Origin of the sequence: Ottowia sp. VDI28 (assembly GCF_049532675.1) — a bacterium.
Classification (GTDB): Bacteria; Pseudomonadota; Gammaproteobacteria; order Burkholderiales; family Burkholderiaceae_C; genus Ottowia.
The window spans coordinates 3,638,786-3,663,320 of sequence record NZ_CP149820.1 but is presented as its reverse complement, the minus strand read 5'-3'; the positions used below and the strand labels follow the sequence as shown (position 1 = coordinate 3,663,320).

Annotated in this window: 31 protein-coding genes and 3 tRNA genes; 28 read left to right on the top strand and 6 right to left on the bottom strand. The window is 61.0% G+C overall.

Translation table 11 applies throughout. From position 1 onward, the window contains the following. Window positions 1–135: 135 nt before the first annotated feature. From WJU18_RS17345 to WJU18_RS17270, 16 genes are all read left to right on the top strand, one after another. The gene (locus tag WJU18_RS17345; protein WP_423454253.1) at window positions 136–390 is read left to right on the top strand and encodes a hypothetical protein; all 255 of its coding nucleotides are present in this window, start codon (window positions 136–138) and stop codon (window positions 388–390) included. A gap of 2 nt (window positions 391–392) precedes the next feature. Then, window positions 393–2,198, top strand: a complete 1,806-nt coding sequence (locus tag WJU18_RS17340; RefSeq protein ID WP_423454251.1) for a hypothetical protein — start codon at window positions 393–395, stop codon at window positions 2,196–2,198. 50 nt (window positions 2,199–2,248) lie between these two features. Beyond that, window positions 2,249–2,665 (top strand): hypothetical protein, encoded by a 417-nt coding sequence (locus WJU18_RS17335; RefSeq protein ID WP_423454249.1) that lies wholly within the window; start codon window positions 2,249–2,251, stop codon window positions 2,663–2,665. Further along, window positions 2,662–3,321, top strand: coding sequence for a hypothetical protein (locus tag WJU18_RS17330; RefSeq protein WP_423454247.1), 660 nt, complete (start codon window positions 2,662–2,664; stop codon window positions 3,319–3,321). Before WJU18_RS17335 ends, WJU18_RS17330 begins: the two co-directional genes overlap by 4 nt. Before the next feature lie 16 nt (window positions 3,322–3,337). Next, window positions 3,338–3,847, top strand: a complete 510-nt coding sequence (locus WJU18_RS17325; RefSeq protein ID WP_423454245.1) for a hypothetical protein — start codon at window positions 3,338–3,340, stop codon at window positions 3,845–3,847. Further along, window positions 3,789–4,508 carry a hypothetical protein gene (locus WJU18_RS17320; RefSeq protein WP_423454243.1) on the top strand — a complete coding sequence of 240 codons (720 nt, stop codon included), beginning with the start codon at window positions 3,789–3,791 and terminating at the stop codon, window positions 4,506–4,508. Before WJU18_RS17325 ends, WJU18_RS17320 begins: the two co-directional genes overlap by 59 nt. Beyond that, window positions 4,505–4,666 carry a hypothetical protein gene (locus tag WJU18_RS17315; protein ID WP_423454241.1) on the top strand — a complete coding sequence of 54 codons (162 nt, stop codon included), beginning with the start codon at window positions 4,505–4,507 and terminating at the stop codon, window positions 4,664–4,666. Before WJU18_RS17320 ends, WJU18_RS17315 begins: the two co-directional genes overlap by 4 nt. A 2-nt stretch (window positions 4,667–4,668) precedes the next feature. Beyond that, a complete protein-coding gene (locus tag WJU18_RS17310; protein WP_423454239.1) occupies window positions 4,669–5,094 on the top strand; it encodes a hypothetical protein in 426 nt (141 codons plus the stop codon). A 508-nt stretch (window positions 5,095–5,602) separates the two neighbouring features. Beyond that, window positions 5,603–6,055, top strand: coding sequence for a hypothetical protein (locus WJU18_RS17305; RefSeq protein WP_423454237.1), 453 nt, complete (start codon window positions 5,603–5,605; stop codon window positions 6,053–6,055). Between the two features lie 21 nt (window positions 6,056–6,076). Then, entirely contained in the window at window positions 6,077–6,496 is a 420-nt protein-coding gene (locus tag WJU18_RS17300; protein WP_423454236.1) for a hypothetical protein, read from the top strand. A gap of 54 nt (window positions 6,497–6,550) precedes the next feature. Further along, window positions 6,551–7,396, top strand: a complete 846-nt coding sequence (locus WJU18_RS17295; RefSeq protein WP_423454234.1) for a hypothetical protein — start codon at window positions 6,551–6,553, stop codon at window positions 7,394–7,396. Between the two features lies 1 nt (window position 7,397). Then, on the top strand, window positions 7,398–7,610 hold the full coding sequence (locus tag WJU18_RS17290) for a hypothetical protein (protein ID WP_423454232.1): 213 nt from the start codon (window positions 7,398–7,400) through the stop codon (window positions 7,608–7,610). Window positions 7,611–7,623: 13 nt separating this feature from the next. Next, window positions 7,624–8,313, top strand: a complete 690-nt coding sequence (locus tag WJU18_RS17285) for a glycoside hydrolase family protein (protein WP_423454230.1) — start codon at window positions 7,624–7,626, stop codon at window positions 8,311–8,313. Next, window positions 8,313–8,498, top strand: a complete 186-nt coding sequence (locus WJU18_RS17280) for a hypothetical protein (RefSeq protein WP_423454228.1) — start codon at window positions 8,313–8,315, stop codon at window positions 8,496–8,498. The genes WJU18_RS17285 and WJU18_RS17280 overlap by 1 nt, the downstream gene beginning before the upstream one ends. Beyond that, window positions 8,495–8,644 carry a hypothetical protein gene (locus WJU18_RS17275; RefSeq protein WP_423454226.1) on the top strand — a complete coding sequence of 50 codons (150 nt, stop codon included), beginning with the start codon at window positions 8,495–8,497 and terminating at the stop codon, window positions 8,642–8,644. Before WJU18_RS17280 ends, WJU18_RS17275 begins: the two co-directional genes overlap by 4 nt. Then, window positions 8,641–9,087, top strand: coding sequence for a hypothetical protein (locus WJU18_RS17270; RefSeq protein ID WP_423454224.1), 447 nt, complete (start codon window positions 8,641–8,643; stop codon window positions 9,085–9,087). Before WJU18_RS17275 ends, WJU18_RS17270 begins: the two co-directional genes overlap by 4 nt. A 6-nt stretch (window positions 9,088–9,093) precedes the next feature. Here the strand turns inward: WJU18_RS17270 and WJU18_RS17265 are convergent, their stop codons facing one another. Then, window positions 9,094–9,375, bottom strand: a complete 282-nt coding sequence (locus WJU18_RS17265) for a hypothetical protein (protein ID WP_423454222.1) — start codon at window positions 9,373–9,375, stop codon at window positions 9,094–9,096. Between the two features lie 75 nt (window positions 9,376–9,450). Here WJU18_RS17265 and WJU18_RS17260 point away from each other — a divergent pair, with 75 nt between their 5' ends. Then, complete coding sequence (locus WJU18_RS17260; protein ID WP_423454220.1) at window positions 9,451–10,179, top strand: crAss001_48 related protein; 729 nt, start codon at window positions 9,451–9,453, stop codon at window positions 10,177–10,179. A gap of 31 nt (window positions 10,180–10,210) precedes the next feature. Beyond that, window positions 10,211–10,492: a hypothetical protein gene (locus WJU18_RS17255; protein ID WP_423454218.1), complete on the top strand. Its 282-nt coding sequence runs from the start codon at window positions 10,211–10,213 to the stop codon at window positions 10,490–10,492. A gap of 24 nt (window positions 10,493–10,516) precedes the next feature. On the opposite strand, the gene WJU18_RS17250 is transcribed toward WJU18_RS17255, so the two are convergent. The 5 genes from WJU18_RS17250 to WJU18_RS17230 all read right to left on the bottom strand — a co-directional run bounded on the left by WJU18_RS17250 (window position 10,517) and on the right by WJU18_RS17230 (window position 13,359). Next, a complete protein-coding gene (locus tag WJU18_RS17250; RefSeq protein ID WP_423454216.1) occupies window positions 10,517–10,885 on the bottom strand; it encodes a hypothetical protein in 369 nt (122 codons plus the stop codon). Window positions 10,886–10,893: 8 nt separating this feature from the next. Continuing rightward, window positions 10,894–11,175, bottom strand: a complete 282-nt coding sequence (locus tag WJU18_RS17245) for a hypothetical protein (protein ID WP_423454214.1) — start codon at window positions 11,173–11,175, stop codon at window positions 10,894–10,896. 66 nt (window positions 11,176–11,241) lie between these two features. Beyond that, window positions 11,242–11,901 carry an SOS response-associated peptidase gene (locus tag WJU18_RS17240; protein WP_423454212.1) on the bottom strand — a complete coding sequence of 220 codons (660 nt, stop codon included), beginning with the start codon at window positions 11,899–11,901 and terminating at the stop codon, window positions 11,242–11,244. Between the two features lie 41 nt (window positions 11,902–11,942). Beyond that, the gene (locus tag WJU18_RS17235; protein ID WP_423454210.1) at window positions 11,943–13,103 is read right to left on the bottom strand and encodes a tyrosine-type recombinase/integrase; all 1,161 of its coding nucleotides are present in this window, start codon (window positions 13,101–13,103) and stop codon (window positions 11,943–11,945) included. Between the two features lie 166 nt (window positions 13,104–13,269). Next, window positions 13,270–13,359 (bottom strand) — tRNA-Ser (locus tag WJU18_RS17230). A gap of 157 nt (window positions 13,360–13,516) precedes the next feature. Here WJU18_RS17230 and WJU18_RS17225 point away from each other — a divergent pair. The 10 genes from WJU18_RS17225 to WJU18_RS17180 all read left to right on the top strand — a co-directional run bounded on the left by WJU18_RS17225 (window position 13,517) and on the right by WJU18_RS17180 (window position 24,422). Next, window positions 13,517–13,592, top strand: a tRNA-Asn gene (locus WJU18_RS17225). Window positions 13,593–13,783: 191 nt separating this feature from the next. Beyond that, window positions 13,784–13,859, top strand: a tRNA-Asn gene (locus WJU18_RS17220). 613 nt (window positions 13,860–14,472) lie between these two features. Continuing rightward, a complete protein-coding gene (locus WJU18_RS17215) occupies window positions 14,473–15,216 on the top strand; it encodes a response regulator transcription factor (RefSeq protein ID WP_423454208.1) in 744 nt (247 codons plus the stop codon). Between the two features lie 93 nt (window positions 15,217–15,309). Continuing rightward, complete coding sequence (locus tag WJU18_RS17210; RefSeq protein WP_423454206.1) at window positions 15,310–18,336, top strand: IPTL-CTERM sorting domain-containing protein; 3,027 nt, start codon at window positions 15,310–15,312, stop codon at window positions 18,334–18,336. 321 nt (window positions 18,337–18,657) lie between these two features. After that, window positions 18,658–19,809, top strand: coding sequence for an ABC transporter substrate-binding protein (locus WJU18_RS17205; RefSeq protein WP_423454204.1), 1,152 nt, complete (start codon window positions 18,658–18,660; stop codon window positions 19,807–19,809). Window positions 19,810–19,978: 169 nt separating this feature from the next. Beyond that, window positions 19,979–20,842 (top strand): branched-chain amino acid ABC transporter permease, encoded by an 864-nt coding sequence (locus tag WJU18_RS17200; protein WP_423454202.1) that lies wholly within the window; start codon window positions 19,979–19,981, stop codon window positions 20,840–20,842. Further along, window positions 20,839–21,651, top strand: a complete 813-nt coding sequence (locus tag WJU18_RS17195; RefSeq protein WP_423454200.1) for a branched-chain amino acid ABC transporter permease — start codon at window positions 20,839–20,841, stop codon at window positions 21,649–21,651. Before WJU18_RS17200 ends, WJU18_RS17195 begins: the two co-directional genes overlap by 4 nt. After that, the gene (locus WJU18_RS17190; protein WP_423454198.1) at window positions 21,648–21,830 is read left to right on the top strand and encodes a hypothetical protein; all 183 of its coding nucleotides are present in this window, start codon (window positions 21,648–21,650) and stop codon (window positions 21,828–21,830) included. The genes WJU18_RS17195 and WJU18_RS17190 overlap by 4 nt, the downstream gene beginning before the upstream one ends. After that, entirely contained in the window at window positions 21,811–23,280 is a 1,470-nt protein-coding gene (locus WJU18_RS17185) for an ATP-binding cassette domain-containing protein (RefSeq protein WP_423454196.1), read from the top strand. Before WJU18_RS17190 ends, WJU18_RS17185 begins: the two co-directional genes overlap by 20 nt. A 59-nt stretch (window positions 23,281–23,339) precedes the next feature. Beyond that, window positions 23,340–24,422 (top strand): SDR family oxidoreductase, encoded by a 1,083-nt coding sequence (locus WJU18_RS17180; RefSeq protein WP_423454194.1) that lies wholly within the window; start codon window positions 23,340–23,342, stop codon window positions 24,420–24,422. Window positions 24,423–24,535 lie beyond the last annotated feature (113 nt).

Below are 24,535 nucleotides of genomic sequence, written 5' to 3'. Positions count from 1 at the left end.
TGGCCGGCATTCCAAAGCATCACGGCAACCCATGCCGGGTCGGCGTCAGGCTTGTTTGCACTTGGCGGCGAAACGGACGCTGGCCTACCCATAGTTGCAGAGATCAGGCTTCCTGCCACTCTGCGAGAGAACACCTTGAAGAAACGCCTTGCCATGGCCTATTTGTCCATGCGTGGCTGTGGCTGTGCCCAATTCCTGGTCTATGGCCCGAACCATGAGCGTTGGGGGTACGAGTTCCCCCTGGTGAGCAGTGGTCAGACGCGCGCGCAACCGGGCAGGGGAATCCGAGAAAACTATCTGGGTTTCGGAGTTCGAACCCCAGCCGGCCAGGCCTTCACGCTCGATCGCGTGGAAGTACTTGAAGCCCAATCGAAATCCAGGAGAGTCTGAACATGGCCGATCCAAGCGGCAGCATTGCTGCCACCATCGTTACCGAGAAGTATGCGCAGTCGGTCGCGCTCGCCAATGCGGCGAATGCGCAGATTGAAGACTTGCAGCAGAAACTGACCGACAGTCTCTACTCGCCACCCACCATTGATGTGAAATGGGAAACGCTGGCGGCGCCCACTTTGCCGCCGATTCCCGATCTCCCGCCGCTGCCGGATATGGCGCTGGCTGCGTTCGATGCGGCACCCTCCGCCTTTTCCGACACCGTGCCGGATGTTCAGGTGGACGGCGATGCCCCCGTCGCGCCGGCCTTGAACTTTGGGATCGCGCCCACTTTGACCATCGGGCAAGCGCCGGTTTTGCCTGCCGTGCGGGATGTCGCCTTGCCGGACGCGCCTGTCGTGGTGCTGCCAGACGCCCCCCAGTTTCTGGCGCTGCAGACGCATACCTTCGGCGGCGTGAATCTGCACGAGGATTGGCTGGACAAGCTCGATGAGATTCCCGAACTCTCCATCCTGCAGCCGGCGCCGTTCAACTATCAGCCGGGCGCTAAGTACGCATCCCAGTTGCTGGACAACCTCAAGGCCGTTCTGAATGCGCGGATCCAGGGCGGTACCGGTTTGGCGCCGGCAGTGGAACAGCAGATCTGGGACCGGGCCCGTGATCGGGAAACGCAATTGGCCTTGGCGCGCGAGCAAGATGCTCTTCGTCAGTCGGAGTCACTGGGCTTTCCATTGCCCTCCGGGGTTCTCGCTGGCCAGCTCGCCGACGCGCGCCGCGAATACCTGGATAAGATCTCCGGCCTGAGCCGCGATATCGCCATCAAGCAGGCCGAGCTCGAGCAGCAGAACGTTCGCGAGGCCATTGGCCAGGCCTTGCAGCTCGAAACCACGCTGATGGAGGACTGCTACAAGCTGGAGATGCTGGCGTTTGAGGCAGCCAAATCGACAGCCGAGAACGCTATTGCGGCGCACAATGCCGCGCTGGAGCACTTCAAGGCGCTGCTGGCCGGGTACCAAGCCTATGCAGCGGCCTATGACACGGTTATCAAGGCCGAGCTATCCAAGATCGAGGTCTTTAAGGCTCTGCTGCAAGCCGAGCAGACGAAAGCCGACATCAACAAGAGCTTGGTCGACCGGTATAAAGCTGAGATTGAAGGCTGCATGGCGGCCGTCGAGATCTATAAAGCGCGGGTTGGCGCCGCTCAAACTCTGGTGGAGCTGGAGCGCACGCGGATCCAGGCCGGAGGGGAGCAGGTCAAAGCCTTCGTCGCCACAGTGAACGCCGAAACCGCCAAGGCTGAGATGTACAAGGCGCAGGTGGGTGCCGAGTCAGCCAAGAGCGATGCTTACCGGTCGGCGACTCAGGCCTATGGCGCGAAGGTGGGCGCTCAGGTGGAGGTTGCTCGCCTGGGTCTCTCGAAGGTGCAGATCAGGCTCGATGCCAAGCGCTTGGAGTGGGACGGCTGGCGGGCCAAGGTCGACGCCAACGCCCGGCGCGTGGAGTCTGCGGCCCGTCAATCCAGCATCATTGTGGACGGCTACCGCATCGGCGCCAACGCTTCCGAGGCTCAGGCAGGCTCGTATATGCGTCGGTGGGAAGCCGACATTCGGCAGTACCAGGCCGCCCAATCACTGACGTTCGATGTGGCAAGAACCAACGCGGCTGCGGTCACCCATGCCAACGACGCACGGATGGAAGCGGCGAAGATCGGCTTGGCGACTGGCGCGCAACGTGTGGCCAGCGCCTGGGCGATGGTGGGGGCCAGCGCCCAGGTGTCGGACAACACCAACCTGGGCATCAGCGCATAACCCCCGTATAGGGTTAGACGCAGGAAGAGGGCTCCGGAATCATCCGGAGCATGACCTCTCCGGCAAGTCTCGAATTCACCATCTATCAGGGCGCGACGTTCAGCGAAACGCATGAACGTGAGACGGTGCCCTATGGCGCACACTGGGCATGCGGCCAGTTGGTGAAAGACGACTGCGGCACGCCGGTTCCTCCCGAAGACATCACCCCTGAAGACTATACGGACTGTGAAGCCCGGATGCTTCTGTGGGCGCAGGTGGGAAATTCCACGGTCGAGATTGAGCGCACCTCACAGGATGGCCACATCTCTCTGAGCGGGAAAGAGATTACTTTCACTTGGACTGCCGCCGAAACTGAAGTGCTGGCTTGGCGGCAGGCCGCGGGGATCGTGGAAATCACCCGTCAGAGCGGCGAGGTCGAGCGGCAGTACAACGTTTGCGCAACCGTCGTCCCGAAGAGGCCGCAGTGACCAATCTCGTGTCTCAAGACGAAGACACCGTGGTGATCACGCGGGAGACGTCAGTGGTCGTGACGCGGCAAGGGGCTGCGACCGTGGTGATCAAGCGGCAAGACCCTGGTTTTGTCGTGATCACCAAGCGGGAATCTGAGTCTGTCTCGGCTCAACCTGAGCCGGTGATCGTGAAGCCGCAAGTGATGACGCCCATCGTGATTTCCCCGCCGCCGAGCACGGTTGTCGTTTCTGACGTGAAGCCGAAGACGGTAGTTGTCACGCGGGGAATTCCGGGACCTGAGGGGCGTCAAGGGCCTCCTGGCCCAGCCGGCGGCGCCACTTTGATAGAGGTCGGTCCTGCGCCAATCGGCGGTCATAGCGCGGTGGCCTGTAATGCGGGAGGTCTCTTGGTACCGGCCGACAGCACGGTTTATGCGCACCTTGGGGCTGTGGTTGGCCTGGTGCAGAACGCTTACGTGCCCGGCGACCTGGCAGAGGTGAAAGCGGGCTATCCACTCGAGCACGCTGGCTGGACATGGACGCCGGGACCGGTGTACGTGGGCGCGGCTGGTCAACTCACACAGACCCTTCCGCTCGGAGCGATCTTTGTCCAGGTGATTGGCTTTGCACTGTCGGCGACTCGGGTACTCATCGATCTCCAACCCCCATCTTGATTTCATAGGAGGCCTCATGGCTGCAAAAAAACTTCTCCGCCTTGTCTCTGGGGTGATTACCGAGGTGTTCGGTATCCAAACCAGCGCTGGCGCAGGCAACGCGGGTGATATCGTGGCGCTGGACGATAGCGGTCGAATCGATAGTTCCATGATGCCTGTAGGTATCGGCGCCGACACGGCGGTCATCGTCGCCTCAGAGGCCTTGGCCGCTGGTGACTTCGTGAACGTCTGGAATGACACCGGCACCGCGAAGGTGCGCAAGGCAGACGCGACCGTGGCTGGCAAGGATGCGCACGGCTTCGTCCTGGCGGCCGTAGCCAGCGCCGGGAACGCTACCGTCTATTTCGAGGGCACAAATACGCAGGTCACCGGACAGACTGCCGGCAACGTGTTCTTGCAGACCACCGCCGGTGCCGGCGGCTCTACTGTTCCAAGCGCCACCGGTAACGTGGTGCAGCAGATTGGCGTTGCCACGAGCGCGACCGCGATCAACTTCGAGCGGGGCGTTCCCGTTACGCTGGCCTGAGATGGCTGAACGGCGCCCCCTTGTCCTGATTGGTGGACAGCCAGCGGAGTTGCCCGGTAGCGATTCGCTGCCGAGCACGCCGGCACGGGCGTTCGTCAGCGATACACCGCCTGTTGGAGCCACGGCCAAAGACTTGTGGTTCAACAGCTCGAACGGGCAGATGTACATCCTCTATGAGGACGCGGATTCAACGCAGTGGGTCGGCGTGGTCGGGAAGCAAGGGAAAACCGGGCCGATGGGGGCCACCGGGAGTACAGGGGCGACGGGCGCCACTGGAGCAACCGGAGCGACAGGCCCAGCCGGGTCGGGACTCTCAAGTAGCGGCGCCATAGGCTACACAACCGGTGCGGGCGGCACGGTCACTCAGACCGTCAGCAAGAACAACACTGTCTCGATCAACGAGCCATCCGGAACAATTACCACACACAACGCCGCACTAGCTGCTGGCGCCACAGTGTCTTTCACCGTCAACAATACCGCGGTTGATTCGGACGACGTGGTTTATGTTACGACCCACAGCGGCGGCGGTCTCAACTACAGGATAGATGTGCCGATCTCGGTGGCCGATTCGTTTGTGATTCGCATGACGAACATCTCTGCTGGGTCTCTATCGGAGGCCCTCAGCATCAGCTTCGCGGTAGTTCGGGTGGCCACATCATGATCGACTTCCCTTCTTCCCCCACGGTCGGAGACACCCACACCGCCGGCGGCGCTACCTGGGAATGGGACGGCGTGGCCTGGGTGCCGATCGACAACCCTGCAGGCGGCTCTGGCGCTGATATGGGTCTCATCTTCAATCCTGGCGGGGCGTTGCTCTAACCATGGCCAAGACCACTACTTCTCCATTCCTCCAGGCCGTCAAGAACCTGGACGGCACCCTCACGAACGCCAACGGCACGGCCAAGGTGACGGTGTTCACGGCTGGCGCGAACGACTCCGTGCTGAAGTCGTTCAACCTGGCCAGCACCGACTCCGCTGCCAACAATGTCCAGGTGTTCATCAACGTGGGCGGCGCCGGTACCGACCGGCTCATCAGCACGGTCCCTGTCCCCGCCAACTCTGGCAACAACGGGACCGTAGCGAGTGTGGACGTGCTGCGCTCGGCGCTGCTGCCCTTTGCCAGCTATGACGCCTACGGCAACCGCGTCCTGAACCTCGCAGCCGGCACCACGATCAAGATTGCTCCGCTCACCACGCCGGCATCGGGCAAGGTGATTGATGCCTTCGGGGAAGGAGGGGATTTCTGATGTTCGGAGATATGAGCCCAAGAACTTCTAGCCGGGTTCGGTCGAGTTCCATTCAACTGGTGTCCGCAAGCAATCAATCGCTGACCGCGAACCAGTATTCCCCGATCAGCTTGACAGGGCAGGGCGCTCTACCTGGGTGGCGAGGCAGCTCCTTTGTGGCGCCACATTACGGACTCTATAGCTTTCGATTTTTTGGCTATATGACCACGAACTCAGGCACGGTGACAGGCTCCTTGGTGGTAAATAGCTTGAATGACTATGTAGAGACTCTGGCCAACTACTGGAAATCCCTCTCTGTCGCTCTCATCTTGCAGCCGCAAGATGTTGTATCGGTGTCGCTGCATCCCGGCGGTACGAGTAACACTCTTGTGGCTGGGGCAGTCCTTCGCATAGATGGTCTCTTGTTTGCGGGGGGTAACCCCTGCAAGGCAAAACGTCAAGTCCATCGACGGAGGCTCGCATGTTTGGCGAGCTAAATCCGCGAGGGCTATTCCAGGGCAGCGGGGCCGTGCTGCAGCACATTCAAAAGAGAATCCCCGGCACCGCCACCACCTCAAGCGTCACCCTGGGCATTTCTACGGTTCCGACGTCATCCGACGGGGATTCACTGATCGACTATTCGATCAGCATCACGCCGCGGCGGCCGGACAGCACGCTGCGCGTGGGCCTATTCATTCCGTTTGGAGTGACCACCGTAACCGGGGCTGGCGTTCGCTTCGCCTTGTTCAGGAGTGGGGAACTCAATGCGTTCTTCGCGACAACCACGGTATTCAATTCAAACCAATCGATCAGCCTGGAGGCATCGTTGCCAGCAGATGGAGGTGCGCCGATCACCATTCTCACGCGTTGGGGCGTTTCGAGCGGGGCTGCGTACCTAAACCGTTCATCGACCGTTTCGTCATATTTCGGCGGGAATGTCATGGCGTCACTTCTCAGCGTGCAGGAGCTGGCGAGCAACTGACTGGCTTTCAAGGAGGTCACCATGTTCGGTGACCTCAATCCCCGATCTGGCGCAAGGAAGCCGCTCGGGCACATGTTGGTATATCGCGGCACCAACGTCGCAGTGGGGTCCGCCACGAATATTCCTTATGACGTGATCGACGTCGACTCGGACAGCATCTGGACTCCCTCATTGAATGCTGCTGTCATTGAAAGGGCTGGCCTGTACTTTATGGGCGCCTTTCTAAGGAACGGGTCCCTGGGGACATCCACCGACGTGCGGATTCATTTAAATGGAACAGCAATGGCCGTCAGCGCTGCATCGACGGGGCTCTATAACCAAGTCACATGTATGGCAATCCTGTCGGTGGGGGACCAGATCAGTGCATCGCTTTCCAATGCGATAACTGTCAGCACCGCCGGCAAGCTGTCGCGGCTGGAGCTTTTCGGCCCGCTCGCCTGAGCACCCCCGTATAGGGTTCGACGTATAGAGCCCGGCCCGGAAAACTCCGGGTTCATGAAAACCGAACTCGCGTCATTCTTCGCAACATTCCTTGCATGGGCTGGCGCTTCTGCTGGGGTGGCGCTGGCTGTCATGCTGGTCTATGACGCGCTCGGACATAGGGCCGTCAGGAAGGCCATAGACGCACTCCCCGATGTGCCAGAGGCGGATAAAGCGTTCGCATGGTCGTGCATGTGGCGGGCGCTGGTGTCCGACTGGAAGATTCGCTTCTTCGATCTGTCGGCGCCGATTGTCATGGCCATGGTCATACCGTTCGTGCCGCGATCGGCCAACAAGCTGCCGCCGCCGTTTTCGGCTTGGGACAACAACATCTCGTTGAACGGTGATTCCGGCGGAGTCTGGGTACCCGCAAATCATCCGGAGTTCATCAGGTATGCGAGTGCAGGCGAGGGCGTCTGGGTCGACTACCACGACGTGCTGAACTGGGATCCGCTGGTTGATTGCCTGCAGGTGACCTATGACACCCCTTTCTATGACGGCGACGCCTATTACGCCAAAGGGCATCACCCGCGGAGCCGCTGGGCCCGCTATGTCTGGGTAGGCCTGCGAAACCGGGCGACGAAGCTGGCGCTGGATCTGGGGGCGGCTGTCAACGGGCCTATCGATCTGATCAGCGGCAGCCTCGCTATCAGTACCGGCCAATCTGGACACTTCCTCCTGCGCTGCGGGGACGCCTATCACTTCAAAAGCATTGAACGCGTGAGCGTGCTTGGCCGCGATTTCGCGCGCATCCGAAGCTACGGCTTCAAGCTGGAGATTGCCCTGAAGTCGCCGAAAGAAGGTGATCGCGTGGCGGTGGTGGCCATCGGCTGGTCGGCCAAGGCATGGAAGGAAGCTTGACATGGAAGACCGAACCCAAATCAGCATCCCTATGGCAAAACTCATCAGCGTCTGGGTGGCGTTCGGCATCACCTCCTGGGAGAAGGCTGCTGCTGCGGCGGCGTTCTTCTACTCGGCCTTGCTCATCAGCGAGTGGTTCTGGAAGAAGATCTGGCGCCCGGCATTCGAGCGCTTCGGCTGGATCAAGCCGAAAGGTGGGGCCGATGGCGAGTGATGGCCGTTCGCGCATGCCGGCCCGAATCCTGGTCGTTTCGATCACCGCGGGCTTGGCGTGGATGGGGGTTGAGGGCTTCAGCTCGCCACCCTACATTCCGACCAAAGGCGACGTGCCAACCATCGGCTACGGCAGCACCCACTACGAGGACGGCACTCGCGTCACGATGACCGACCCTCCAATCAGCAGGGAGCGGGCCAAGGATCTGGCGCTGGGGGAGCTGGAGCGCACCTACGGTCAATGTGTCCGAGATAGCCTTGGGGACACCTTGGTCAGCCAAGCTGAATTTGATATCGCGGTGGACTTTGCAGGCCAATACGGCTGCGGCGCCTTCAATGCATCCAGCATCCGAGCCAAGACCGTGGCGGGCGACTACGTTGGCGCCTGCAAAGCCTATCTGGCCTACAAGCTGATGAACGCCGGCCGCCAAGGGCCCGGCCCTGGTCTCGTGCTGGTCAAGGGCGCCTGGAAACAGGATTGCTCCTATCCGGGCAACAAGGTGTGCATGGGCTCGTGGACGCGCCAGCTGAAGCGCTACGAAGACTGCATGGCCGCGCAACCAATGCCCGAGACGCCAGATGCTCCGCCCGCCGTGGTGGCCGAGCCTTCCGTCACTCCTGAGATCTCGGTTTCCGCACCAGCGCCCGCCCCCGCTCCCTGGTGGCGCCGCGCGCTGGATTTCCTCATGTTCTGGAGACGTTGATGAAAGCCATCTTTCTTACCTTCCTGATCGCAATTCTGCCGGTTTCGGCCCTGGCCAGCGGCGCCTATATGCCGCCCTGGTTCAAGGTGCTGATGTTCCTGGCGCTCACGCCTGAAGGCTGGGCCATCGTGGCGATCGTCCTGATGGCGCTGATCATCATGATCTACAACGCGGTGCGGAAATGAAGCTGCTGGAGCAGGCCAAGTATTGGGCCGTCCAACTCGGCGGTGCCATGCTCATGGCGGTCTGGGAGATCCGCAATCGAGTGCGCGGCGCATGGCGCCGGAGCGCGCTGCGCGAGCGCCTGCAGGAGTGGAGGGCGCGGCTGTGATCTATACCCACGTCGCTGCCGCACTGCTCGGCGCAGCCATAGCTGCTACCGGCGCTTGGCAAACCCAGAACTGGCGCCTGGGCGGCCAGATCGCGGCCTTGGAAGCCAAGCATGCCGCCGACCTCGCGCAAGCCCAGAAGGCCACCCGCACCGCGGAGAAAGCCGTCAACGCCAAATACCAAGGAGCCATCAATGCTGCCCGCACACGTGAAGCGCGCCTGCGCTACGACATTGACCATCTCAACGCTGTTTCTGACGGCCTGCGCAGTCAAGCCGCAGATGCCGCCCGCCGACTCGCTGACGCTCCCCCGCCTCCGTCCTTGAGTACGCCACTACCCTCGGTACCGTATACGACGACTGCCGCCGAAGATATGGAGAGGTGGCAACGAAAGCTACAGGCCACGCGTCTGATGTCCGAGCCTTCACCGAGGCCTGGCCAGTGATCCCTGTCAGACCTTCGGAATTTCAGGTGCCGTGATGCTTGGATCGGGGATTTCTATGCGCGGTATTGCAAGCACAGGCAGATTCGGAAGTTCTGGCGGCTCAAAAGTTGGAGCTTCGGGCAGATCAATGCTCTCCGCTTTCGCTTGCTCCATGAGCGCCTGCACCAGGGGGTGGTCTTTTCCGTATCCCGCCTTCTCAGCCACTAAGCGATATCTGTCCACCTCGGCGGCATATCGCTCAACTCTCGCGCGGTACACGTCAATTTGGAATGTGCTTGCGTCTGCCATGGCCTGCATTTTCCTCCCCTTCCCATGTTTCATCAAACCGCGCCGGCCGGATGCCGGCACCACTGAAGGATCCCCGTGAATTCTCCCACCATCAAACCTACCGTTGGCCGTGTTGTTTGGTTTTACCCGTCGCAGCTTACCGGGGAATCTGGATTCGCCCGTGCCAGCGATGGCCAACCACTGGCTGCCATCATCGCCCGCGTCTGGAGCGATACATGCTTAAACCTCACCGTACTCGATGCCGACGGAGTCCCGCACTCGCGCACCAGCGTGCTGCTCGTTCAGGATCCAGACGCCGCGGATCGTCCCGCCGGCAACTATTGCACATGGATGCCTTTCCAGAAGGGTCAAGCCGCCAAGGCCGAGACAGCTGAAAAGACTGCAACCAGCAAGGAATACCGACAGTCAACCCGGCGCGAGCAGCTGGAATATGCCTTGGTGTCTGGCGCGGCCTCTCGGGTGGCGGATGAGCCTTCCAAGGCGGGGGCGATTGCCAACGGCATTATGTGCGTCCTGGCAGCGATGTGTCCATCGGAGCTTGTCGCAAGCTCTCCGGCGCCTGGTGCGAACTTACCTCCGCACCAGCAGCGCGTGGTCGCCGAGAAGGCAGAGAACGACGACCGCGTTGCCAAGCTCTGCGCGTTCATCTTGGACAACCCTATCTTTCCAACGCTACCCGTCAAAGAGCAGGGTCGCCTGCAGGCTCAGGCGGAACTCATGGGGCAGCTTTCCGACATTCTGGGCCAGCGCATCACAGCTTTCTCTGCAGAAGTGGCCCGCGAAGCCGCTCCCGCCACAAGTTGAATACTGGTTAAACATACAGTATTATTCCTGTATGTCTTTCGATCAGATCGCCATTGCTCTGCTGGGTGCCCTGGCGGCCTGGCTGTCCCAGGCCCGAACCGATAGCGCCCGCCGGTGGGCGCCGGTATTCGGCATGCTGGGGCAGCCGTTCTGGTTCTATGCGAGCTGGGAGGCTGGGCAGTGGGGCATCTTCGTCGTCAGCGTGCTCTATGCGCTGGCGTGGATGAAAGGGCTGTGGGTGTACTGGCTTTCGTCCAAGCCGGCCGCTGGGGTGGGTACGCTGGAGTTTCCGCCTGAGAGCAGACGCACCTGATCAGCCACACAAGGCAATCGGAGGTCAGCCGGAAGATCTTGGCCATTGCTTCACAGGTTCACCAAAGGCATAGAAACGAATTTCCGGATTGCCGCTCTGGCCGATTTTCGGGCGGGGGGCGTCTGGATCAAGTTGCTCGGCAGACTCGAGGCTCCAGCGGTAAAAGCGATTCTTGTAGTGCTTGTAAGACGCGCAGCGATACGTGGCCCGCACGCGTCCATAGCGCGGGTGGACAAACTCTACGTCGTGCGTTGTATCCAAAATTTCCAGGGTGGCTTCTGGCAAAAATGAAGACCCGTCCTCTTCGCTGCCCAATAGGTACTGATGAAACGGCTTTTCGGTTTCGTGAGAACCGTAGTCGAACGGGTTGCTGCGCATAGGGGCGTTTGGCATATGCGCTCTCAGGGGATCTCATAAAGGAACTCGGCATTTGCGGGCAACCTGCGCTGAAGGTGGACTTGCGCGGCCAGCTCGCGGAATGCGTTCTCGAATCTTGTCGGCTGCCGTTCCCTGATGCCGAACTCATCGTCGTTCTCAGCGGCTTCGAGCGCTTCGACATAGGCTTCATCCAGCGCTTTTTGCGTGGAGAAGCGTGAAAGCAGGCGCTGATGCAGATCGAGCACAGCTTGGCCAGCGCTCGGCAAATCAGATCCCGGCCCGTCAAGGAAGATGGGTGGATGCATGGGGCAACCTCATAAAATACTGTATGGCTATCCAGTATATTGAGGCTGCGAATGTAAAGCAACTGATCAGGCTGGGCCGGCGTCTAGGACCTCCATGACAGGAGGCCGGAGGAGAGGCTTGACCTGCTCAATCGTGCCGGTGAGCCACAGGTCTACGTTTTCCAACTCGATGGCGATCACGCTACGCTTATCTTGTTCATCAGGGCCAAGGCGCGGATCTGGCTTGTGCATTCGGCTCATGATCGGGTGGGTGTCGGCGTTCACTGTGAGCATGGTGTAGCTCTCATGCTGCTCACCTGTCGCCTTGTCGGTCCAGATGTTCCAGAGCCCCGCCAAGCCCCACGGCAACCCATCGGCGCGCCGGAAGCGCCACCAGATGTTCTTGCCCGTCTCCCAGTTCGGTTCGTCGAAAGCAGTTGCTGGAATGATGCATCGCTGGCCGCGCGCCCACGGCTGCCGGTAGGTGGCCTTGGCCTCCAGCTCCTCGGATCGGGCATTGTTCGTGGAGTAGGTCAGCTTCGCCGTTTTGGCGAACCAGGGAATCAGGCCCCATTGGCCAGCCGCCAGCTCGCGCGAGTAGCCGACGTCGTCCTTGGCGCGACGGATGAACGCGCCACGGCCGCGGGGGAACACATCCTTGTCCCACCAACGGTCAGGGTTGTGTCGGCCGACGTGCCAGAGGTCTTCAATCTCACGTTCTTCGGGGGTCACGTACCTATTGCACATTCACGCCTCAGATCAGAAGCCGGAATCCTAAAGGATAGCTTCTATTTGCCAACCGGAGCCACATAGTCTGCCCACTGCTGCATGAGCTTGGCGCGGCGTGCAAGCAGATCCCCGCGGCGGTAGGCCGCCTCCGTTTTTGATTCGATCACGTGAGCAAGGGCCATTTCGGAAAGCTCGGTCGGCGCATGAGCTACCTCCGTCGCCCAGTCCTTGAAGGATGATCTGAACCCGTGGGGCACACCCTCGATGCTCAAACGCTTCATGACGGCAGAGAGGGTCATGTCGGAAAGGGGCTTCTTTTTCAGCGAAGGAAAAATCAAGTCCGTGCCGGCGATACGCGGCTGGGCCATCAGCAGGGCAATCGCCTGGCTTGAGAGCGGCACGCGGTGCTCACGCCGGCCCTTCATTCGATCGGCTGGCAGTATCCACATGGCGCTCTGATCGTCGATTTCCGACCAAAGCGCTCCGCGCGCTTCGCCCGAGCGTACAGCAGTGAGAATCTGGAACATCAAGGCCCGGCCGCCGTTACCGTGCGTGGCGGAGATCCGCCTGAATGCATCGGGGGATTCGGCGTAGGGCACGGCCTTGTGGTGCACGACGTTGGTTACCTTCGATGGCCTCGCCAAGAGCACCTCAAGGTGACCGCCCCAGCGAGCGGGGTTGTCGCCACTCCGCTTCTTGAGGACAGTGGCCCAGTCGAGGATCGTTTCAATCCGCTGGCGCACCCGTGTGGCAGTCTCGGTCTTGGTGGTCCAGATCGGTTGCAGGACTTTCAGGATGTCATCTGTCGTGATATCGGCAACGCTCATCTCGCCGATGGAGGGTAGGGCGTAGGTCGTCAGGGTGTTGGTCCACTGCTGCGCATGCTTCGCATTCGACCATTCAGCCGATTTGCTGTCGATGCATTTTTCCATGGCCACCTTGAAGGTCATGGCGCGTTTCTGAATCTGGCGCTCGCGGCCGGCCAGACGTTCGGCAATCGGGTCGTGACCGAGATCGAGGAGGGCGCGCTCCTTGCGAGCACGTTCGCGCGCCGCGGCCAGCGGAACACCGGGGAAGGCGCCGAGCCCCATGCGGCGGCGCTTGCCGTCCACGTTATAGCGGAGCACCCATGCACGAGATCCGCCATCGATGCGAAGATAGAGCCCTGGCACACCACCCACGGGGTGCTCGCCTTCGACCTTCAGGCGGCTTACTTCCAAGGGTCCAAGTTCACGCGCAATCTTTGGCATTTTTTGTAGGCCATCCCATGGGCCATCCCGTTTAGTCCTTAAGTGGCCGTATTTGGCCTTGCTTAACCCAACTCTACAGTAGGCAAGGGATTCCGGGCAAAAAAAAGCCGCCTGATGGGGCGGCTTTTTCTTGTACTGGCGGAGAAGGAGGGATTCGAACCCTCGATACGGAGAACCGTATACCGGATTTCGAGTCCGGCGCATTCGACCACTCTGCCACCTCTCCAGTGTCTTGTCGAACTCGGCATTCTAGCAGGCTTGCGGATCAAAACGGTGGGGAGCATCAAAATTGATGTTCCAGGTGTTCGCTGGCCGATCAAAATTTTGCTTCTTTTCGGATGAAGGCAAAAACTGTAAAAAACTAGGCTAGAATCATAGGCTCTTCCCCGATAGCTCAGTCGGTAGAGCGCCGGACTGTTAATCCGTAGGTCCCTGGTTCGAGCCCAGGTCGGGGAGCCAAATAAAGCAAAGCCTCGCACGAAAGTGCGGGGCTTTTTGCATTGGCGGTTGATGCGGGTTGATGAAGACGATCGATTGGACGTCGAGAGGCGCGATGCGATCGCGCTCCTCTGGCAATCTGCAAGTTCGCCGTCATTTCCTTTGCTGCGCTGCGGAAAGCGCAAAAGAATAGGCTATACTACAAGGCTTGTTCCCCGATAGCTCAGTCGGTAGAGCGCCGGACTGTTAATCCGTAGGTCCCTGGTTCGAGCCCAGGTCGGGGAGCCACTATTCACCCTGGTGGTTCCTGAATGCCTCGCTACTTAAAAGGTAGCGAGGCATTTTCATTTGCGCTCTCATTTGTGCTTTCATTTCTGCGCTTCGTTTCATGGAGTGCTCGCCAGATATTCTGCGGTCAATGAGCGCCACGGCAAGAAAGCATGCTCTGTTCAGCGTGGCGCCGCTTTGCGCAATCCCGTGCTTTCATGCTCCATCTTCTCAACGTGCTCAACGCAGGGACCTCCAAGTCACGATCGGGCTTGGCACAGGCATCAGATCCTTGATCGGTCATTGACCGATGCCAGACCGGGGTTCGCTGATTCGATGTGCTGGACCTGTACTGTTCGAAGGCCATGAGGACCAAGCCTTACTCGTGAGGGATAGGTCCGTAGTACTACAGCGGCCGAGGCGAAACGAGAGAAGCCGCTTTTCATACGTCAACACAAGATCAAGCTGTATCGAGCGGAAATTCGATTCGGTATGGAATTTCGCCGGGCAAAACTGTGAATTTCTTCACGTCAAAGTGGTTTTACGACGAACTTGTGAGCAATTGTGATTAGCAAAAGCTGTATCCATGTGCATCTAATTGAGAAAAATTCACATTTTCTCAATAGCCATTCTGATGAATGCCCCCGAAACCTTGCTGGATGCGCAGGCTCCTAGTACCGATGTACTAGTGGAGTATGACAGCACTATCGCGGTAGTAGAAGCGGATTTGGCGGTGCGTCGGTATTTATACGATTGTCTGGGGCAAGCAGGCTATCGCGTTTGGACCGAAGCAACGCCAGAGGGCTTTTGCTTGCGCCTGTTGCGTGACAGCGCGGACCTGGTGGTCATGGCGGCAGGTGAACCCGGTTCGTTGAGCGCGAGGTTGACCGAACGCCTGGTGGCGGAAGGCGTACCAGTCGTCATCCTGGATGCCCCCGATGAATCGCACGATCAATTCTCCTGGGGGCAGCCTTCCAAAGGATTGATGCACTTGGCCAAGCCCATCGAGACAAGGGCGCTCATGTCGGCCATTGGCGCGCTCCGGGGGCACTGGAGCGGACCATCCACCGCATTTCCTCTTTCATCCGATTTGCCTTGGCGGTTTGACAGCACCCGCAGGTCATTGGTATCGCCGTTTGCGGACGTGGTGCCTCTCACCAGCCGCGAGACAGCGCTGATGGGCTGTCTGGCTGCCGCGCAGGGGAATCTGGTCAGCAAGTTTGCCGTGGCCGAGGCCATGGGGGTGGCCCAGGCCGAAGGCGGCTTTCACCGCATCGAAGCGAATCTGTGCCGGTTGCGCAAGAAGGTCAGGCAGATCACCGGCCTATCTATGCCTGTCCGTTCCGTGTTCGGCGAAGGATTGATATTCACTCCGTGAGTTTGGCTGCCGAGGTCAGGGCTGAGCCAGAGACATATCCACCGCCATTGTGAGAGTGACCGTAGGGCGAGGAAGACAATGATGGAAAAGCGATTGCAAGGATTTGGCGATGCCTTCGGGCGGTGGTGGGGTGCGGTTGCGCTGGCATTTGGTTCCATGGCTCTTTCGCTGCCTGTGCATGCGCAGATCACGGCGACTTCCTCCGCGACCGCCGATACAACTTGTGTTGGTAATCGTTTCAGTGGAAGCCTGAACTGCACGGCCAACGACTTCGGTGCGAGTCCGTCAATGACGGTTCTCAATCACTCGGACGGAACTCCACTGACCAGTTGCACGGAAGGTGATTCGTTGACTGTCGATATCGTCGTGGGTCTTAGCGGTACGACCGGTGCTTCACGTGAGAACGGTGGCTTGTTTTTTGGACAAGTCAACAATGATCCCTCCGCGACAACTGCCGGAAACATTTGCTCGGTAGCGCACTTCCCGGGAGACACGCCGCTTGGCACCGGCTTCACGAGCCCAACCCTGCCCGGCAATGTGGCCGGCGGTTTCAGCGGACAAGGCTCTGAGGTCTGGAAGGTTCAGAATGTCAAGGTACAGTGTGTTGCAGACACCAATGGCAAGTTGAAGCTGCCGTATGCAATCTCGTGGCGAAACAGTGAAGTTGTCGTCACGGGCGATACCGATCCCAATCTGAGGCCCGACACGCGAGCCAAATGCAGCGAAGGTGAGAATACGACGACTGTAGCGGTTGTCCCGCCCACGGTCTCTCTGACGTTGCAGAAGTCGGTGAACAATCGGCTTGTCGGGCAAGCCCAAGCCAGCGCTTTCGGGCTGATGGCCAGCGGTCCGGTGGTGCTCAGCGGCGCGGGCGGGGCCAGCGGTATTGTGCCTGTCGGCACCTATACCTTGAGCGAGTCCACCCAGGAAACCCAATACACGCCCGGGGCCTGGAGCTGCAATGGCGGTACCCTGAACGGGAACCAGTTGACGTTGACCAGTGCCAATCCGAACACCACTTGCACCATCACGAACACACACCGTGAGGCGGATCTGCAAGTGACCAAGACGTCGGCGGGCACGGTGATTCCGGGCCAGGCGGTGACATGGACCATTACCGCCACCAATACCGGCCCCGATGCGGTGACCAATGCGACCATTGCTGATGATTTCCCGGCTGGGGTGAGCAGCGCTACCTGGTCCGCGTCGGCCACGGGCGGGGCTACCGGGTTCAGCGCGAGCGGCAGCGGTAACATCAGCAACGCGGTGAGCATGCCTGTGGGCAGCACGATCACCTATACGGTGGTGGCGACGATCAATCCCAGCGCAACGGGCAGTATTTCCAACACGGTGACGATCAGCCCGCCGGCCGATACGGCTGACCCCAACACCAGCAACAACACGGCGACTAACCCCGTCACGTTGACGCCATCGGCTGACCTGATGATCACCAAATCGCAGGCTTCGCCCAATCCGGCCATACCAGGCCAGCAGGTGACCTGGAACATCACGGTGCAGAACAACGGCCCGTCCGCCGCGGCTACTTCGACGGCTGTCGACACGGTGCCTGCATCGGTGACAGGCTTGACGTTCGGCGGTGCGGGCGCAGGAGGTGTCTGCTCCGGCAGTTCTACGGTGACCTGCAACTTCGGCGCACTGAACCCGGGTGATACGCGTCAATACACCATCACGGGCACGTTGTCCGCCAGCGCGACGGGCAATCTGAACAACACCGCCACGGTGAGCTCAACGACCGCCGACCCCAACATGGCCAACAACACGTCGAGTTCGAGCACGCCGACCAACCCGTCCAGTCTGGTTGTGAGCAAGACCAACAATCTCAGCGAGGTGGTGAAAGGCAACATTGTCAGTTACACCGTCACCATCCAGAACACAGGTGGCGCGGCAGCTACCGGGGTGAGTTGGACCGATAATCCGACCGGGCTGACGATCAACAGCATCGCGGCGAACAGCAGCGGTACCTGTACGCCTGCGGGCTGCACCAACGTCACAGTGAATGCCAACAGTTCGGTGACTTTCACCGTGAGCGCCACCGTGACTGGGGATGCGGGTACCCAGGCGAAGAACATGGCGAGCGTGACGGGCGGCGGAAGCTGCACGGTGCAAACACCTTGCAGCGCGGAGGACAGCGATCCCATCGTGGCACCCGATATCAGCGTGACGAAGTCCTCACCGCAATTTACGAATGGCAGCGGCAATCAATGGACGGCCACCTATATCGTGACCGTGGCCAACACGGGCTCGGCCAGCGGGACCTACACGTTGAGTGATACGCCTGCTTTTGCATCCGGCGTCACGTTGAACAGTTGGACCGTGACGACCTCGGGCGGCACAGTGAATCCGGCCTTGAATCCGAGCAGTCCTTCAGGCCAGGTCAGCGATGCCGGAGTCACCATCAACAAGAGTGCATCGCATACCTATACGGTGACGATCACCTACACCACGAGTGCCGCGGCGACAGCCTTGACGTGCAACGACTCAGCTGGCAATGGCGCATTCAACACGGCTTCGATAACGGGCAGCGTGACCGCCAGTGCGTCGAGCTGCGGTAACCTGCCGGCCGCGCTGAACCTGACCGTAGCCAAGACCTCCAGCGTCCAACACGCGGTCAACGGCAATACGTTCACCTACACGATCACGGCCAGCAACGTCGGCGGTCCGGTGGCCACTACCAACCCAACCACCGTGGTGGACACCATTCCCAGTGGCATCACGGTCACCGCCGTCAGCCCAGGGGCGGGCTTCACCTGCACCCCCAGCGCGGGACTGCCGCTGGCTGGCAATGGCAGCACGACCTCTGTCAGCTGTACTTCAACCACGGGCATCGCTGCCAACGCCAGCAATGTAACGGTAGCGGCTTTGACGGTCAAGAAAACCAGCTCCTCCGACATCACCAACACCGCGGTGGCGACGGCAGGAGATCCGCGCTGCACGGGAAGCTCCAATCCTTGCCAGGGTTCGGTCACCGTGACTGACAGCACCAGACCAAGGATGGCCCCCATTCCTACGCTGGGTGAGTGGGCACTGGGCTTGCTGGCCGCGCTGATGGCCGGGTTGAGCTGGAGAGCGCTCCGCCGCTTGTCTGGCGACGCGGCCTAGCCGAACTGGGCTGATTCGCAAAGCCACCCTTCGGGGTGGCTTTTTTCATGGTGAGGTCTGAATAGATGGGTGCGGCAACATCATCATGCCGCGCTGAGTTCCGGTCATGGCCGCAATTGGTCAAGCAAGCGGGCATGGAGCCGCCGGGAGCTTTTCCCTATGTCCTCGTAGAGGCTGCGAATGCGGGTTTTACCGGACGGTTCACGATTCGAGGAGACCGTTTTCCGAAAAAACGCATGGACAGTGTGGCACTCGAATTCCTAAACTGAATTTCGAAAGCGACGAGAGCGCTGACCATCCATTCAACAACGGAGACATCTCATGACCCTGAAGTTCCCCCGCGCGCTGGCTTTGCTGGCTATCACCGCGAGCATCGGCGCCGCTTCGGCGCAGACCGTCAAGATCGGCGTGATCGCGGCGTTGACCGGCGGAGGAGCACCGTGGGGGTTGGCCGCGGCCGAGGGGCCACGCATTCTGGCCGAGGAGATCAACAGCAAGGGAGGGCTGGCGGTCGGCTCGAAGAAGTACAAGGTCGAGGTCATTGCCTACGATGACCAATACAAGGCGGCCGATGCGGTGACCGCCTACAACCGCCTGGTGAACCAGGACGGCGTGAAGTACGTGATCATCATGGGCTCGGCCGCCACCATGGCCTTGAAGCAGCAGGTGGAGGACGACAAGGTCGTGGCGCTGACGGCTTCGTACACGGGCAAGGCACTGGACAAGAGCAGCCACTACATGATCCGACTGTACAGCCCGCCGGATGACTACATCGGTTCGTTCATCGGGTGGATGAAGGACAACGTCAAGGGCAAACGCATTGTCATCATCAACCCGAACGACGAGACGGGCTGGGACCAGACGCAGCTTGCAACCAAGGTCTTCAAGAGCAATGGCTTCGAGGTGCTGGGCAGCGAACTGTTCGAGCGTGCCCAGAAAGACTTCCAGCCGATGCTGACCAAGGTCATCGCCATGAAGCCGGACGTCATCGAGCTGGGCGGCACATCGCCGGCCACCGCGGGGCTCATCATCCGGCAGGCGCGGGAGCTGGGTTACGACAAACAGTTCAGCAAGACCGGTGGCGCCGGTCCCAAGGACATCGTGGCCAGCGCCGGTGCCAAGGCGGCTGAGGGCACGATCAACATGCTGTATGCCGATCCGGCGAACGAGGGATACAAGCGCCTGTCAGCCGCCTACAAGAAGGCGCGCGGCCAGGATCCCAATGAAATCATCGTGTCGTTCTACGACGCCGCGGCCGTGCTGGTGAGTGCGATCCAGAAGGCCGGTACGGCCGAGGATACGTCCAAAGTCGTGGCGGCCTTTCCGAAAGCGCTGCCGATGAAATCGATTCAGGGCGATCAGCTGACTTTCGGCGGCAAGGCGACTTACGGCGTGGATGCCCAGGTGATGAGCATCAACTACATCGGCGCCATCCGGAACGGCGAGCCGGTGGTCATCGGCAAGACCAAGTGAGTCATATCAATTGACCGTTGCGATGCCACGCCACTCACCAGATATGAAGAAAAGTCCGAAAGGCCGCGGAGCAGGCCACGTCAGTGCACCCGCGGAGCTGGCTTTGCCAGGCCGCCAGGTGCGTCCCCCCTCCGGGGGGAAGGCGCGTAAGCGACTCAGGGGGGATAACATGACCGCGCTGATTGAGCAGATGGCGGTCAATGGCCTGATGGCCGGGCTGGTCTACACGCTGATGGCCCTGGGCTTCACGCTGGTGTTCGGCATCATGCGCATGGTCAACTTTGCGCATGGCGAGCTGTACATGGTCGGGGCGTTTGCCGTGCTGGCGCTGAACGGCCATCTGGGGCTGGGCTATTTTCCGGCCGTGATACTGGCGACGATCATCACCGCGATCTTTGGCGCGGCGGTGGAACGCGTGCTGTACAGGCCCTTCGTGGGCCGGGAACTGGGCGGCATGATCATGTCGCTGGCGGTGGCCATCACGCTGCAGGCCTTGGCGCTGATTTTCTTTGGTCCGGCCGACCAGTCGGTCGAGCGGCCAGTGACCGGAACCTGGCGTTTGCACGAAGCGGTGGTGCCGCTCGATCGTACCCTGGTGGCGGTGTGCGCGGTGGCGGCACTGATGGCCTTTCACCTGTTCCTGCGCCATACGCGCCTGGGCCTGGCGATGCAGGCGGTTGCTCAGGACCGCGACACCGCCAGCCTGATGGGCGTCGAAGCCGGGTCGGTTTACCTGCGCTCATTTGCCATTGCCAGCGCGCTGGCAGGGTTCGCCGGGGCGCTGATGGCCCCCGTCTATACGGTGGCGCCCACCATGGGTGAGCTGCCGATGCTGAAGGCCTTTGTAGTAGTGATTCTGGGCGGGCTGGGCAGTGTGCCGGGTGCGATGCTGGGCGGCTTGCTGATCGGGCTTTCCGAGTCGGTGTTCGCGACGCTGTTCGATACGACGCTCGCGCTGATCGCCTCGTTCGTGATCGTGCTGGCGGTTATCGTGGTCAAGCCCAATGGGCTGTGGGGGAGGGCGGCGAGATGAAGCGGTTGCCTTTCGCCTTGCTGGCCGTGGCGGCCATCGTGCCTTGGCTGATCGGAGACCGGTATGTGCTGCACGTGTCGATCATGATCGCGATCATGGCCATGCTGGCGCTGGGCATGAACCTGATGCTGCAGATCGGCCAGTTGTCGATGGCCCATAGCGCCTTCATGGGCATCGGCGCCTATACGTCGGCCCTGCTGACGATGCGCCTTGGCGTGCCGATGCCGCTGGCCTTGCTGATCAGCGCGCTGCTGTGCGCACTGGTGGCGGCGGCGCTCGGGCCGGTGTTCCTGCGCATCAAGGGCGTGTATTTCGTGTTGCTGACCTACGCCTTCGGGCAGATTGTCAACCTGGCCTTTCAGGAGTGGACGGATCTGTTCGGCGGTAACGGCGGGCTGCATGGTATTCCCAAGATGTCGGCGTTCGGCTACCGGCTGACCGATCCGGCGCTTGTCTACGGCGTTGCGCTATTCTTCGCGCTGGCGTCATTCGGGCTGGTGCGTGCCATTCTTCGCTCGGACATCGGCGCTTTGCTGAGGTCGCTCGAAGCGGACGAACCACTCAGCCGCTCGCTCGGCGCGGATGCGCTGGCCTGGCGTATCGCGGTGTTCGTGTTGACGGCAACCATGGCCGGCGTGGCGGGGAGCCTGTATGCGCACATCATCGGCTTCTTGTCGCCGGATGCGTTCGGTTTCAGGCTTTCCGTGGATCTTGTGGTGATGAACGTGATTGGCGGCGCTGCTTCTGCATGGGGGCCGCTGCTGGGCGCGATGCTGATCGTGCCGTTGCTCGAGTTGCTGAGGGGGTGAAGGAGTATCAGTTGCTGGCCTATGGCGGCGCGCTGATCGTGTTCCTGCTTTTCTTCCGTGATGGTCTGGTCGGCATGCTTTCCAGGATATCTGTACGGCCTGCGGCACCAGCCGGTTCAGGTGCTGCCATGGCGCAGGCCGTGGAGCGGGGGTGTCCAGATGACGGCGCCGAGTCTTGAATTGCGAGGACTGAGCAAGCGCTTCGGTGGATTGCAGGCGGTGTCGGAGGTGTCCTTCACCGTGCAGCGGGGTGAGATCTTCGGGTTGATTGGCCCCAATGGCGCCGGAAAAACCACGCTGTTCAACCTGATCGCAGGCGTTCATCGGCCCAGCGGCGGCGAAGTGCTGCATGACGGGCATGACGTGACAGGGGTGGGGAGCGACGTGATCGCCCGCAGGGGCATAGGCCGGACTTTCCAGGCGGCGCACACCTTCAAGGGCGAGACCGTGCGCGAGAACCTTCGCCGCGCCGCATTGCTGCAGCGCTCGTTCGCGCCATGGGCTCATTTTCGTGCTTCGCGCGGGGGCGGAGAGCGGGAGGTCGAGGTGCGCTGCCAGCAGGTGGCGGCGTTTGTAGGGCTCGCCGGGCAACTGGATCAGAACGGCGGGGCGCTGGCCTATGGGCTGCAGAAAATGCTGGGCGTGGGGATGGCGCTGATGACCGCGCCGCGCCTGCTGCTGATGGACGAGCCGGCGGCGGGCCTCAACCCGACCGAAAAGCGCACGATGGGGGAGTTGATTCGCCGCCTGCGCGATGAGCGCGGTATCGACATCCTGTTGGTCGAACATGATATGCGGCTGGTGATGGGGTTGTCGGACCGGATTCTGGTGATCAATCAAGGCCGCGCCATCGCGCTCGGGACGCCTGATGCGGTGCAGGCCGATCCGGCGGTGATCGAGGCCTATCTGGGGGCGACCATGAGCTTGCTTGACGTACGCGGGCTGGACGTTGCCTATGACGGTGTACCTGCCTTGCGGGGAGTCGATCTGACGGTGTCCGCGGGCGAAGTCGTGACGGTTCTCGGTGCCAATGGCGCCGGCAAGTCGACCTTGTTGAAAGCGATCGTGGGCCAGGTGCCTTCGCAGCGCGGCCAACTGCGGTTCGACGGCGCCGATCTGCAAGGCGCTTCGCCGCCGCGCTGCCTGGACCTGGGCATCACGCTGTGCCCCGAGGGCCGGCGCCTGTTTCCCGAGATGACGGTGTTGGAGAACATCCGCATGGGGGCGTACCGCTCCCGCGACCGGGCGGCTTTTCAGGAGCGGCTGGCGCAGATGCATGACATGTTTCCCAAACTGGCGGACCGCGCGAACCAGACGGCGTCCAGTCTATCGGGCGGCGAGCAGCAGATGGTGGCGATCGCGCGGGCGCTGATGAGCCGGCCGAAGCTCCTGCTGCTGGACGAACCGACGCTGGGGCTTGCGCCCAAGATGATTCACGAGGTCGCCAGGCTGGTCAAGCTGATCAATGCCGAGGGTATTGCCGTGGTGCTGGTGGAGCAGAACGCCCGGCTTGCATTGCGGATCTCCGATCACGGGGTCGTACTGGAAAACGGCGAGGTGTCGCTGCGCGGAAGCAGTTCCGAGCTGCTCGGCAATGAACGCGTGCAGCGCATCTACCTGGGTGGATGAGGCTCGTTCCCGCGGGAGTGCGCGGTGATGGATTTGATGAAAGACAGAACGGAGACGGCATGCCAATGAATGGAGATGGCGGCACCATGCTGGTTGCAGGCGCAACCGGGGTGGCGGCACAGAACCTGATCGATATCGTCCGCAAACAGAAGAACTGGAAGGTGATCGGCTTGTCCAGGACCCCGCCAGCGGATTTGCCTCCAGCGGTCGGGCACATTTCGGCCGACATGCTGGATGCGGATGCCTGCCGGCAGGCGTTGAAGGGCACCGGGGTGACGCATCTGGTCTATGCAGCCCGGGCCAAGCACAAGCTCTACACGGCGATGACGCCAGGCGCCAAGGTCGGGATCGAGAACGTGGAGCCCAATATCGCCATGCTGCGAAACGTCGTGGCTGCGTGCGAGGGGCCCTCGTTGCGCCATGTGCACCTCATCGAGGGTTCTAAATGGTATGGCTTCCATATGGGGCCTTATCCGACGCCGGCCCGGGAATCTGCGCCCGGGCACATGCCGCCGAATTTCTATTTCGATCAGCAGAAATTTCTGGAGTCGGCCTGTGGGCCCTGGACCTGGTCGGCCAGCCGGCCGGCCGCCATCAATGGGATGAGCGTGGGTGGTGGCCCGAACCTGGTTTCCACGCTGGGGGCCTACGCGGCCATCTGCCGCCACCTGGGCCTGCCGCTGGATTTTCCTGGCAAGCCGGGCACGTACAGAAGCTTGATGGAGTTGACGGATGCCAGGCTTCTGGCGGAGTCCATTTCCTGGATGTGCCAGAGCCCGGCAGCGGAGAACCAGGCATTCAACGTGGTTAATGGAGATCTGTTCCGCTGGGAGAGCATGTGGCCCCGGATGGCCGAGCATTTCGGCATGAAGATGGGGGGTGTCAGATACTTCCCGCTGGTTCAATGGATGGCTGACAAAGGTCCTGTCTGGGATGAGATCGTCAAGGTAAACGGCTTGCGGGCGCGCCCCATCGAGGAGGTGGCTTCCTGGGGGTTCGCGGATTTCCTGCTGGGCTGCGACTTCGACATCATCTCTTCGACCACGAAGATCCGGCAGGCGGGGTTTCACGCCATGGTCGATACCGAGGACATGATCATCAACCAATTGAAGCACTACCGGAGCGAGCGCGTGATCCCGTAGCCCTTGGAGCATAAGTGCACGCGCATCTCCTCTCCCGTCATTCCCGCGTAGGCGGGAATCCAGGGGCGCTGGATAGGATGCACTGGATTCCCGCCTACGCGGGAATGACGGAA